General features: G+C 31.8%; 11 protein-coding genes and 1 tRNA gene. 8 read left to right on the top strand and 4 right to left on the bottom strand.

The window, feature by feature from the left end:
• The 7 genes from KZH69_RS11075 to KZH69_RS11045 all read left to right on the top strand — a co-directional run bounded on the left by KZH69_RS11075 (position 1) and on the right by KZH69_RS11045 (position 7550).
• Positions 1-1245 carry a restriction endonuclease subunit S gene (locus tag KZH69_RS11075; RefSeq protein ID WP_219317506.1) on the top strand — a complete coding sequence of 415 codons (1245 nt, stop codon included), beginning with the start codon at positions 1-3 and terminating at the stop codon, positions 1243-1245.
• A 1-nt stretch (position 1246) separates the two neighbouring features.
• On the top strand, positions 1247-1540 hold the full coding sequence (locus KZH69_RS11070) for a hypothetical protein (RefSeq protein ID WP_219317505.1): 294 nt from the start codon (positions 1247-1249) through the stop codon (positions 1538-1540).
• A 79-nt stretch (positions 1541-1619) separates the two neighbouring features.
• Positions 1620-2309 (top strand): DUF3800 domain-containing protein, encoded by a 690-nt coding sequence (locus tag KZH69_RS11065; RefSeq protein WP_219317504.1) that lies wholly within the window; start codon positions 1620-1622, stop codon positions 2307-2309.
• Positions 2299-2838 carry a hypothetical protein gene (locus KZH69_RS11060; protein ID WP_219317503.1) on the top strand — a complete coding sequence of 180 codons (540 nt, stop codon included), beginning with the start codon at positions 2299-2301 and terminating at the stop codon, positions 2836-2838. Before KZH69_RS11065 ends, KZH69_RS11060 begins: the two co-directional genes overlap by 11 nt.
• 140 nt (positions 2839-2978) lie before the next feature.
• Positions 2979-5816: a type I restriction endonuclease subunit R gene (locus KZH69_RS11055; RefSeq protein ID WP_219317502.1), complete on the top strand. Its 2838-nt coding sequence runs from the start codon at positions 2979-2981 to the stop codon at positions 5814-5816.
• 111 nt (positions 5817-5927) lie between these two features.
• Positions 5928-6863, top strand: coding sequence for a hypothetical protein (locus KZH69_RS11050; RefSeq protein ID WP_219317501.1), 936 nt, complete (start codon positions 5928-5930; stop codon positions 6861-6863).
• Between the two features lie 3 nt (positions 6864-6866).
• The gene (locus KZH69_RS11045) at positions 6867-7550 is read left to right on the top strand and encodes a hypothetical protein (RefSeq protein WP_219317500.1); all 684 of its coding nucleotides are present in this window, start codon (positions 6867-6869) and stop codon (positions 7548-7550) included.
• Between the two features lie 1105 nt (positions 7551-8655).
• Here the strand turns inward: KZH69_RS11045 and KZH69_RS11040 are convergent.
• Positions 8656-9459 (bottom strand): hypothetical protein, encoded by an 804-nt coding sequence (locus KZH69_RS11040; protein WP_219317499.1) that lies wholly within the window; start codon positions 9457-9459, stop codon positions 8656-8658.
• A gap of 108 nt (positions 9460-9567) precedes the next feature.
• On the opposite strand from KZH69_RS11040, the gene KZH69_RS11035 reads away from it, so the two are divergent.
• Positions 9568-10035, top strand: a complete 468-nt coding sequence (locus KZH69_RS11035; protein WP_219317498.1) for a thermonuclease family protein — start codon at positions 9568-9570, stop codon at positions 10033-10035.
• Positions 10036-10130: 95 nt separating this feature from the next.
• On the opposite strand, the gene KZH69_RS11030 is transcribed toward KZH69_RS11035, so the two are convergent.
• The 3 genes from KZH69_RS11030 to KZH69_RS11020 all read right to left on the bottom strand — a co-directional run bounded on the left by KZH69_RS11030 (position 10131) and on the right by KZH69_RS11020 (position 13110).
• Positions 10131-10215 (bottom strand) — tRNA-Ser (locus KZH69_RS11030).
• Between the two features lie 308 nt (positions 10216-10523).
• Positions 10524-11657: a 3,4-dihydroxy-2-butanone-4-phosphate synthase gene (gene ribB / locus KZH69_RS11025; RefSeq protein ID WP_219317497.1), complete on the bottom strand. Its 1134-nt coding sequence runs from the start codon at positions 11655-11657 to the stop codon at positions 10524-10526.
• 1 nt (position 11658) lies between these two features.
• Entirely contained in the window at positions 11659-13110 is a 1452-nt protein-coding gene (locus KZH69_RS11020) for an LptF/LptG family permease (protein WP_219317496.1), read from the bottom strand.
• Positions 13111-13115 lie beyond the last annotated feature (5 nt).

Below are 13115 nucleotides of genomic sequence, written 5' to 3'. Positions count from 1 at the left end.
ATGGAAACACTACAACCAAAATTACGGTTTCCTGGGTTTGAGGGGGATATGAATTATTTATATAAAAAGCATTCTTTTGAAGATGTTTTTCTTTTTTCTACAGGTAAAAATATAAAACAAAATGAAGCATCACCTGAATTTGAAACATTATGTGTTAGATATGGTGAATTGTATCATATGTATAATGAAGTGATAAAAGTCGTTATAAATAGAACAAACCTTGATAAATCTGAATTAATTTTTAGCGAAGGAGATGAAATTTTACTTCCATCGGCTGGAGAAGATCCTTTAGACATTGGTTCTGCATCTGCTCTTACAGTAGAAAATGTTGCTATTGGTCGAACCATAAATATTTTAAAACCTTTGAAGCAAAATGTTTATTCTAATATTTATGCATCATATTATATCAATCATAAATTAAGGCCAAAAATTGCAACATTAGCAAAAGGTGTTAGTATTAGTAATGTTTATAATTCAGATTTAAAAACATTAGATATTATTCTTCCAACCTTACAAGAACAAACCCGCATCGCCAATTTTCTTTCTTCGGTAGATGAAAAATTGAACCTTTTAAAAGAAAAAAAAGCCCTTTTAGAAGACTACAAAAAAGGCATCATGCAAAAAATCTTCAATCAAGAAATTAGATTTAAGGATGATAATGGAGAAGATTTTGAGGAATGGGAGGAGAAGGGTTTGGGGGAAATTGCTGATTTTTATAAAGGTAAAGGATTGCCTAAAAATCACATTTCAGATGATGGGGAATATAAATGTATTCATTACGGTGAACTATTTACAAAATATGATGAATTGATTAAAAATATTATAAGTAAAACTAATATTTATGTAAAACCATTTTTATCAATTTCAAATGATGTTTTAATGCCTACTTCAGATGTTACACCAAATGGATTAGCAACAGCAAGTTGTATTAAAGAGGATGATGTAATTTTAGGTGGAGATGTTTTGGTTATTAGACAAAAAACTAAAATTTTAGATGGTCTTTTTTTAGCATTCTATATTAAACAATATAAAGATAAAGTAATGAAATTAGTTTCGGGTTCTACAGTATATCATTTGTATGGTTCCGACATGAAAAATTTAGATATTAAATATCCTCGTTTAGAAGAACAAACCAAAATCGCGAATTTTCTATCGGCCATTGATGAAAAAATAGATTTGGTTTCAAATCAAATAGAAGAAACGCAGGAATATAAAAAAGGATTATTACAGCAAATGTTTATTTAGTATGAATATCGAAGCTAACGATTTAAGAGGTAATTGGTATAATAATGAATTTATAGTATATTCATTTTATCCACAAGATAAAAATTCAACAGATTTAAAATGTTCAATTAATATGCATAATGATGGTAAATTAATTTACGACGGTGATGTGTCCTTGGAGAAGAATATTGATAATAATAGCTATATTTTAACGGCTGGTGAGCATATCTTTGAAATAAAAGGGTTAAATAAAGCCACAAATTCAATGTCGATATATAGTAATGATTTTGGTAACATAGAAGTTGATAAAAAATGAGTATAAATATAGATAGCCTTTATTGTTTAAAATCGATTAAGCAAAAGAAAATTGATGTAACAACCATTTATTTAGAAATATGGAAGTAAAGAAAACATGTAATATTTATTGTGACGAAAGTACACATATTGAAAATGATGGGCAACCTTATATGATATTAGCTTATGTAAGTACGCCTTACCATTTGTTGAAAATGCACAATAAAAATATCCGCAAAATGAAAATGGAGCATTTTTATCGTGGCGAAATGAAATGGAGTTCTATATCAAAATCACAATACCCATTTTATAATAAATTGATTGATTATTTTTTTAGTAATGACTCTCTAAATTTTAGGGCTATTGTTATCGATAAATCACAGTTAAATCATAAGTATTACAAGCAGAGTCATGATGATTTTTATGACAAAATGTATTATCAATTATTAAATAAAAAAATCTTTCATGATATAAATTATAATATTTATCTAGATGTAAAGGATACTTATTCGTATAAAAAAGCTAAAAACTTAAAGCTTTATCTAGAGAGAGATTATCAAAACATTAGGAATCTTCAAATTATCCGTTCTCATGAAAGCGAATTAATGCAATTAACAGATGTGTTGATGGGAGCAATAAATTATAAATTACGAGGATTAAATCGGGTAACCGCTAAAAATAATATTATAGCAAAAATTGAAAATTTTTGTGGCAAACCTTTAACAGAAAAGACAAGTAAGTCAGAAAATAAGTTTAATCTTTTCTTTATAGATTTAAAAAATGGCAATTAATTATACTAAAAAATATAATGATTTACTTGAAATAAATCACTTTAGCGTAGGAGACAGGACAATTTCTATAAGAAGTATTTTTGATCGAGACATAGCTGATAATTTAAATTTTACATTTAAGCAGAAGATTATAAGACCACTTAAAAAAGAAGATGTTTATGATGTAGAATCGCTTTTTAAACATTTAACTCATAGAACTTCTGAAGAGAAAGATTATAGGGGTGTGGTGGTCAAAAAAAGAGATGATTTTGATTTTGAAAGATCAAAAAGAATTCATTGGATATTACCACACATCAAAGAAAATGTAAATGATGAAATCAGGTTGTTTAGTAGTATTGTGAGAATAAAGAATAAAGACGTAACACGTACATTTATTCATAATGTAACTGAAAATTACTTAGTTGTTTTAGAACCCCAAAGAAGTGGATTGGACTATTATTTAATTACTGCATATTATTTAGAAAAAAAATACGGTGGGCCAAATGCAGTTAAAAGTTTGTATAAAAGACGGTTGGAAGAAGTCTATTAAACCGCAAAATCCGGTACACATCGGGGTGTATCGGATTTCGTAATTCAATTCTCCTAGTGTGGTAGAATGAACAGTGCAAATATATAAAAATAAAGTCATAGTTTTAAACATATTAACGAAGTTATTAACATTTTTTATAAATGACATCACAATCCGAATTAATTTTAGAACAAAATTTAGTCAATCAATTAGCTTCCAATGGTTACGATAAAGTAATTATTAAAGATGAAGATGATTTGCTAGTCAATCTTAAAAAGCAATTAGAAAAACACAATAAAAAAGTGTTTTCGGATGCTGATTTTAAGCAAATACTAAATCATTTAACCAAATCGAATAATGTTTTTGAAAAGGCTTTATTGCTTCGCGATAAGTTTGCTTTCAAAAATGAAAACAACGAATTGGTGTATGTAGAGTTTTTAAATATGGATTTTTGGTGTCAAAATGAATACCAAGTTACCAATCAAATAACAGTCGAAGGAACGTATAAAAACCGCTACGATGTAACGATTTTAATCAATGGTTTGCCCTTGGTTCAAATCGAATTGAAGAAAACAGGATTGGAATTAAAAGAAGCCTACAATCAAATCACGCGCTATCAAAAACATTCTTTTTCAGCCAACACAGGTTTATTTAATTATGTACAATTATTTGTCATCAGTAACGGAGTAAATACCAAATACTTCAGCAATTTCGGGAACAAAAAACCCGATTTCAAACAAACCTTTTATTGGACTGACGAAAACAACAAACGGATTTCTAAACTAGAAGATTTTGCGAATACTTTTTTGGAGAAATGTCATTTGTCTAAAATGATTACTAAATACACTGTATTACACGATTCTGACAAAATGCTTATGGTTTTGCGTCCGTACCAATTCAACGCCGTAGAACGCATTATTGATAAGGTAAAAAACAGTAATCATAACGGATATATTTGGCATACTACAGGTTCAGGGAAAACATTAACTTCGTTCAAAGCCAGTCAAATATTATCGCAATTACCCAAAGTAGATAAAGTAGTTTTTTGTGTTGACAGACAAGATTTAGATTATCAAACTGCTAAAGAATTCAATGCCTTCAAACCCGATTGTATTGACCCAACTAATAATACAACTAATTTAGTTCGTCAGTTCAAAGACACCAATAGCAAATTGATTGTGACCACCATTCAAAAGTTGTACAATGCCATAACACGAGAACACCATCTCAAAACAATGGACGATTTGAAACACAAAAAGATTGTCTTTATTTTTGACGAATGCCACCGTTCTCAATTTGGCGACACCCATAAAAAAATAACCCAATATTTTGAAAATTATCAAATGTTTGGGTTTACAGGTACACCTATTTTTGTCGAAAATGCGTTGTCTAAAAACAGACAAAACCAAACTACAGCTAGTTTATTCGGAGAGCAACTGCACAGTTATGTGATTACGGATGCTATTAAAGATGAAAACGTATTGCGTTTCTCGGTAGAATATGTGGGTAAGTATAAAGAGCGTGAGAATTCTCAAAACGAAATAGATATTGAGGTAGAAGCAATTGACACCCAAGAACTATTAGAAAGCAAAGACCGCATTGAAAAAATAACCAATTACATCATCCAACAACATCCCATTAAAACACAGAACAAAACTTTTACAGCAATGTTTTGTGTCAGTAGCGTAGAAATGTTGATTAAGTATTACGATTTGTTTCTGAAATTAAAACAAGAAGGAAAACACAATCTAAATATGGCAACTATTTATAGTTTTGGTGCCAATGATGAAATGATTAGCGATACCGATGATTATGATGCTAAAGACTTTAACGAAGTAGCCGAACCGCTAGACGTTTATAATGCCTACCATAAAAGAGATAAACTCGAAAGCTATATTGAAGAATATAATAAAACCTTTAAATCCAATTGGACTACAAAAGACAGTCAATCCTTTTACAATTATTACAAAGACATTGCGCAAAGAGTACGTGCCAAGCAAATAGATATTTTATTTGTAGTCAATATGTTTTTAACAGGATTTGATAGCAAATCATTGAACACCTTATTTGTCGATAAAAATTTAAAATACCACGGTTTAATTCAAGCTTATTCCAGAACCAATAGAATACTTGGAGATAAAAAATCACAAGGAAATATAGTAGTATTTAGAAATCTTAAAAAGGCTACCGATGATGCAATTGCTTTGTTTTCGGATAAAAAAGCAAAAGAGATTATTATCTTAAAACCCTATGAAAGCTACGTTAAAGAAATTAATGAAGCCTACGATAATTTAATAGCAATTACACCAACCTATGAATCCGTTGACGATTTATATACCGAAGATGAAGAATTAGAATTTGTAAAAGCATTTCGTGAAATCATTCGATTAAAAAACATCATTGCTTCTTTTGTCGATTTTAGTTTTGATGATATTGTTTTAGAAGAACAAGAATTTGATAATTATAAATCAAAATATTTGGAGTTATCCGATAAAGGTAAAAAAGAAAAAACCTCTATTCTAAACGAAGTTGATTTTGAATTAGAATTAATTCATCGTGATGATATAACAGTAACTTACATTTTGGGATTATTAGCCAAACTAAAAGCAACAAGCCCACAAGAAAAAGAACGCCGACAAAAAGAAATATTAGATTTAGTTGCAGGTGATGTCAAACTACGAAGCAAACGCGAATTAATAGAACGTTTCATTGAAGAAAACTTACCACTACTTGAAGATACATCAGTCGAAGAAGGTTATACTGCTTTTATGATAGAAGAGCAACAGAAAGCATTCAATCAGTTCGTAGCCGATGAAAAGTTAAATGCCGACAAACTAAAAAAACTAACCGAAGATTATTTATTCACCCAAAGAATCCCAACCAAACAAGAAGTTGTCGAAGTATTAGAAAATCAACCCTCTATTTTACAAAGAGCAAAAGTGGGCGATACTATTTTAAGCAAATTCCTTACTTTTATCGATACTTTTTTTAATGATTAAATCAGGAGTTATATGTAATTACTTGATAATTAATTATTTAAAAACGTAATATATTTATGTAGATTCACTATATTTACAGAGGACAATTATATGAAAAATCTTTTTTCCAATATGCAAAACGAATTCATTATAAAAATCAATAAAGATAGAAATGGTGAAGAAGTATCTTTAGAAAATATTTCTATTGGTGCTGCTGATGCTTTAAATATTTTTATTAGCTCTTTGTCTGATTTTGCAAAAGCTGAAAAAGATATTTCTGATTTTAGAATATCATTAAAGAATGGTTGTATTGAAACTTCATTATCATATCCATCTACAAAGACAGAAGTTGATGAAGATATTCAGAATATTTTTGATGGAAATTCGTCTGAAGAATATAAGGTAAAGATTTTTAAAAATATTCAAGATAAAATAAAAGCCAACGGTCTAGATTACTCAATTATACATAGAAACGACGGCAACGAAAAAGATGTCACAAGCATTTTTAAAGCTAAAAAGTTTACTGTAAAAAAAACACCTGAAATCCCTTGGTTTTATGATGTTATCTTTGTAGAAGGTGAATTGTTTGATTTAGGAGGTAAGGTTAAGGTAAATGCACACATTGCAGATAAAAATGATTTTCAGTATTTAATTGACTGTAATAAAGAACAAGCAAAGAAATTTGGCCCTATATATGAAAACACATTTGTATCTATTTTACGAAAGTATAGACCAAACTCTAAAGCACAACACGAATTGATAGATGTTTATCTTGAAAAGAATAAATTTCTTGAATATAAATCTCTTTATGAAACTATCGTAAAAAATAAAACATTAAATAGATTTGATATTATTCACGATAAAATTGAAAGCATTTTAAATGATGATATTTCAAATGGAGAGCTTCTAAAATTAATGAGGCTTTATAATAATCCTCAAGCAGACAGAGGTATAATAAGAACAATTTTAATGGCTTTAAAAAGAGTAGAAAAATCAGAAGAAATAACTTTTATGTATAATACACTTGCTACATTATTAAAAGCAGGAAATGATAATAAAGCTATTTAAATTATGATTATAAATGATACTCTTTATAAGTTTAATGATGAAAAACTACCTGCTAATTTTGTTTCGATTGCAACTAAAATAGAGGATAATATACCCACACACGCAGCTATTTTAATTAGATATCAAGATAGAAATTTTTTACATCATTTTCCTGGTGCTACAAAACCAGAAGTTATTGCAGATTTTAATGAAGATGGTTGGTATGTGTACAAGATTATAGATGCTTTGAGTAGTAGTGAAGATGAAGTAGGTTCTATTTTGCAATACTGTAATCGTATTTGCAAAAACAGTAATATAACATATAGCTATATTGCTGACGGTTCCTCATATACAGATAAAGGTGATTTTATTAGTAAAATTGGTTTACCTGAATTTGGGACTTGCGTTGGTTTTTGTACTAATACATTAACTAATACCATAATTGATATTGAAGATTCTTACTTAAATCTTGAGGATTGGGATGATTCTGATTTATTAGAATGGGTTGATAATTGGAGTATTAAACAAGCACAAAAAAAATATCCTGATTTAGATTGGACATTGTATAATGCTTTTAAAAAAAGAATAACCCCACTAGAATATCTTTGTTCAGCATTCATTGACGAATACCCCATTAGTAAAATTAAAATTGACGAAATAAAAACTACTGTTCAGGAAAGTATAAACAATTTGTTCCCTATAACTTAAGATTTAATATTTTCCCGATTGTACAAACGTATTATTCTTGTCAAATAGTAGCAAATGCAACTAGTACAATTTTTTAAAAAGATAATACGGAATAAAATAAAAAGTTATAATTCCTTTCGCTCAATTTTATATTTTTGTAAGAAATTAATCAGCAAACAGGCTGTTTTTATTTTATCGTTCTAATTTCTTCTTTTATAGAAAACATTATTTAAAAGCAAGAACACTAAAAAGAAATAGGAACGCTATCGCTGACCTTTTTGCGCCCACCCAGCCAACGCACTCCCCACGCTCCTGTGTTTTTGGGCTTCTGCCAACGCTCCTGTAGCACATTGCAGCTTGCTCCGTAAACTTCACAACTGCAATAAGCTACTCCCAACCCTCGAAAGCCCAAAACCACCCCCAAGCTATGTTACATAATAAGCCATTATGGTTCAGTATGGCTGAACACCAGCCACACCGAAACCATAAGCTTATTATGTAAAATAGCCCCGCCCCAACGCGCCCGCCCTGAATAGGATAGTATTTGCATTGTTTTTTGAAGATGCCACAACGTCTCACAACAAATTTTCTACTGAATACTAACACCTGATTTCTGAACACATTTTCAGGCATCCTCAAAAAACAAAATTCCCCACAAGAGTATTTTTATTTGCAAGAAACCCTCTGCTAAAAATGAAGTTCACGAAAGCAAATAAAAATACCCTTGTTTCGCTACTGCCACCGCACTAGGTAAGTTCAGTTGGGGCAATCTTCCATTTCCCCAAACCCCTATGGATGCAATTTTTTTTGAAAGAATGCCACAACATCCGACTCCAAAAGAAAGTTCCCGATAAGCATTCTCTCAAAAAAAACAGCGCTGATTTCCCCTTATCCGATTGACCTCTCCCAAATTTGATGATTAGGGCTTTCTTGGATTTTTCTCTCGTTAAACTGACGCTTATTAATTTGCATTTTTTTGATGTTTATTCTATCCTTAAAAGCACTATAAGCCCCATATGATTGCACATTATAGACAAATAAGTGTAAAATAAAAAAGCCCTCTCATTAGAAAGGGCTTCATTTGCAACATTGCAAACTTTGCAGTCTTGCAAAACTGATGGTTTTTTTAGAAAGTCTCTTGGATTTTTAAAGCATTACCGGCATTGAACAAGTAATAATTAGATCCTACCATTTGATAAAATTCTATTCCAATACTACCCAAAACAGCAACATTTATCGTCATTGTTGGCGCACCTGGTAAGGAAGCAGTAATGTCAATTAATGGGGTTATAACATCTACCGGAGTATAATCTGAATATGCAATGTTTGACATTTCATTTAGAGTAGGCTCGGCAGGTTCGTATGCTCCAGTAATTGGATTAAAAACAGTGTCTGAAACAACAGATATAGCATTGATAAATCTAAAGTGAGTTGCTCCTGATGGAATGTTTAAAAAATTAAGCGGATTAAACTCTGGAATACTTAATGTACTCTCGTTTCTGTCAACCGTAGCAGTTAATGTGAATGGAGCTCTGAAAACACCATTAAAAGAAATGTTGCGATTGAAATCCAAACCTTTTAAATATTGTGGTTGTTGTGAAACCAAAACGGCTCTTTGTCCTCTCGCTTCAGAACCATCTTCAATATTGATTTTTTTCATAATCGCGGTTAGCCTTCCTGTTAGTTGACTATCGGACATTTGTTTCATTAAAGCTGACAAACCAACTCTTAAAGATTTACCTGCGTTTGCACAAGCAGTAAATTCACTCATATTTTCACGAGTACGAATAAAACCAGGATCGTTTTTCACTTGTTCAGCAGTTGGTCCACCTTTTAAACCTGCAAAATAACCTTCGTTACCTTTAATTTTGAAGTGTCTCACTTCGCCCAATGTTCCGACATATTTTATATGCCCTTTTTGTCTTGCCATTTCTTAATATGTATTTAATTAAACTTATTTTTTAAATTTACAAAGTACATATCTAACAATCAATCACTTAACAAATGCTATTTAAGGCATTTTAACGCTAATAAACGTATGACAAGAAATATTATTCTGAAAATAAAGAGATTCGTCGATGGAGACGGTCTTATTGCAGAAGATTTTATAACAAAAAAACAGTTTGAAATACGACTATATGGCATTGATGCGCCCGAAATGACTTATTGTAATAAAATAAAAAAGGATGAAAAAGAGCTACATATTCCAGCTGCATTTTTAATAAAGCTTGGTTATATGTCTTTTGAATTTTTAAAAAGCAATATATCAATAGGCGATAAATGCACATTGATTCAAGAAGAAAATAACCTTCAAGACAAATACGGAAGAAGTCTTGGTTATCTTATTTTAAATGATGGTAGAGTTTTAAACGAAATTATGATAAAAGAAGGGTATGCAAAGCCGTATAACGATGTTTTTTGTGAAATGCTTCCAATGTATCAGGAATGGAATTTAGAAGCTAAAATCGAGTCAAAAGGATTGTATAGTATTGTAAATAAGTTTTAAAATCGTTTTCCGATGGTTGTGGGCTAAATGTGGGCTAAAAGTAAAAACAAAAAACCCTAACTCCTTTATTTATAAGGATTAGGGTTTTAATTCCGCGGAGAAAGAGGGATTCGAACCCCCGGACCTGTTACAGTCAACAGTTTTCAAGACTGCCGCATTCGACCGCTCTGCCATTTCTCCAGTATGTCGCTATCATTGCTGATTGCGAGTGCAAATATAAGAACCTTTTTTGGTTATGCAAATGTATTTTTAGAAAAAAAGCATCTTTTTTTTATGCGCCTTTTTAACCATTTCATTTGCTTTGCTTTAGATTAAAAATATTTTTTAAAAAAAGTTTTTGCAATAACGGTATAATCTATAAGTAGTGATTAATAATTGACTTTTACCCGTTATACAATTGCTTATTCAGAATAAAAATGATCAAAAAAAATCCTTCGGAATTATTTCCGAAGGATTTTACTATTCACTTTTGACGTTTCACTAAAAAACTAATACTTCACATATTCTTTTATTTCCAAACCGTATCCTATCATACCAACGCGTTTGGTTTGTTCGGTATTCGACAATAATCGAATTTTAGAAATGTCAATATCGTGTAATATTTGGGCACCAATACCAAAATCTTTATTGTCCATCTTGATTTGTGGGGCTTTAAATTCGCCTTTGGCTTGTAATTCTTTCAATTCAACAATGCGGTTCAATAAATCTATCGATTGTAATTCTTGATTAATAAACAAAACAGCACCTTTGCCTTCATCATTGATTATTTGAAACATATCATCCAACTTTTTATGGGCATCGTTGGTCAACGTACCCAATATATCATTGTTCACCGAAGTTGAGTTGATACGGGTTAGTATTGGTTCACCAATATTCCAGGTACCTTTGGTCAAGGCTATATGTATTTGCTTATTGGTCGTTTGTTGATACGCTCTAAGTCTAAAAGTGCCAAAACGGGTTTCGATATCAAAATCCTCTTTCTTTACAATCAAACTGTCGTGTTGCATTCTATAGGCAACCAATGCTTCGATAGAAACCAATTTAAGGTCGAATTTCTTAGCCACTTTGGCCAGTTGTGGTAAGCGAGCCATAGAACCATCTTCATTCATGATTTCAACGATCACCCCAGCCGATTTAAATCCTGCCAATCGTGCAAAATCAATCGCTGCTTCGGTATGTCCTGTTCTTCTCAAAACACCTCCTTGTTTAGCTATCAATGGAAAAATGTGTCCTGGACGTGCCAAATCATGTGGTTTAGTATTCGAATCTACCAATGAAAGTATCGTTTTGGCTCTATCTCCAGCCGATATTCCTGTGGTTACTCCATTACCCCTTAAATCCACAGATACAGTAAAGGCAGTTTCCATCGGATCGGTGTTGTTGCTTACCATTACATGTAATCCTAATTCTTTGCAGCGGCTTTCAGTAAGTGGTGCACAGATCAAACCGCGACCATGCGTAGCCATAAAGTTGATCATTTCGGGTGTTACTTTCTCGGCAGCAGCCAAAAAGTCGCCTTCATTTTCTCGATCTTCATCATCAACGACAATGATTATTTTGCCTTGACGAATATCTTCAATGGCTTCTTCTATAGTGTTGAGTTGTATTGTGGTAGTAGACATCTTATTCTTTATTTTGAGAGGGAATTATTTTTTGAAACAGTTTTTGAAATATTTTTTGCACGGGAGCCAATATAACGTCCATATTGATTAAACCAATATCATTGGTCGCACGATAGGTTAATAAAACAGCCAGTGGCGTTAGTATCATCGATGACATCCATGAGCCAAAGAAAGGGGGTAAGCCATCTTCTTGTGAAATCCTTTTCCCAAAAGTATTGATAAAGTGAAAGGATATAAAAATTAAAACAGCAAACACTATAGGCAGACCTAGTCCTCCTTTTCGGATAATGGCACCCAATGGAGCTCCAATAAAAAACATCAGAAAACAGGCATACACAATAACAAATTTGTCATAAAGCGCCAAAATATGACCATTTATGTTTTTCTTCTTATTGTCAAGTTCACTTCTTGTGGCATCAATAGTATACAATGTGCTTTGGGCGTTACTGCTGGCTGCATTTAAAATTTCACTTTTTTGTTTGTTGTTATATAGCGATAGTAAATTTTTTACTAAGGGCTTTTTCTTTGTAATTGCGTGAGCGTTATTATCGGTTAAAGTACCCAGTCTTGCGGCGCTGTTTTCGGAGAAAGAAACGATTTCAGTATTCCTGTTTTTATTCAGGGAATCCAAGGTATATCGCAAATCGCTTACATTCAACATCGTGTTGGTATTAGACACGGTTTCGTCTTTGGTATCCACTTTGTTCAGTTGGGATAAATCAATATTGATACGGTATTTCTTGAACGAACTTTTGGCAAAGGGTAATTTATCGCGATCCTCATATTTTTTGGGCACAATATCTTGGTAATAATTACCGTCATTCAAAACCAACTGCAGAATACTCGTTTTATCACTACTGATTAATTCTCCATCTGTAGCGCGAATCACTGTTTTACTTCCGTCGCCATTTTGGGATTTTTGATGGATGGTAATTCCTGTAAGATGATTTCCGTTTTCACCCGATTTTTTATTCACCTTTATATTGTAAAGACCAACGTCACTAAACTGGCCTTCGGTAATGGCAAGCGCAGGTTTGGCCTGAGCAATATTTTTTCTAAAATTAACAAACCTAAATTCGGCATACGGAATCACATTATTGGCAAATAAAAAGGCCACAATACTCAATAACGCGATAGCGATAGTCAAGCTTCGCATCGCTCTTTGCAGCGAGATACCTGAAGACTTCATGGCTGCAAATTCATAATGCTCGGATAAGTTTCCAAATGACATTATCGAAGCCAATAAAATAGATAGCGGCAAAACCAAAGGCACAATTCGAGGCATCGAAAAAGCCAGAAATTTGATAACCATTACAAAATCCAAATCCTTACCGGCCAATTCGGCAATAAACAACCAGACGGTTTGCAATATGAACACAAAAAAAAGGATAACAAATACCGTAGCAAATGTACCCAAGAATGTTTTTAATAAGTATCTGTCTAGAATCTTCACCTAAA

Source organism: Flavobacterium taihuense, from assembly GCF_019351435.1.
Taxonomy (GTDB): Bacteria; Bacteroidota; Bacteroidia; order Flavobacteriales; family Flavobacteriaceae; genus Flavobacterium; species Flavobacterium taihuense.
This window is presented reverse-complemented; position numbering and strand designations above follow the sequence as displayed.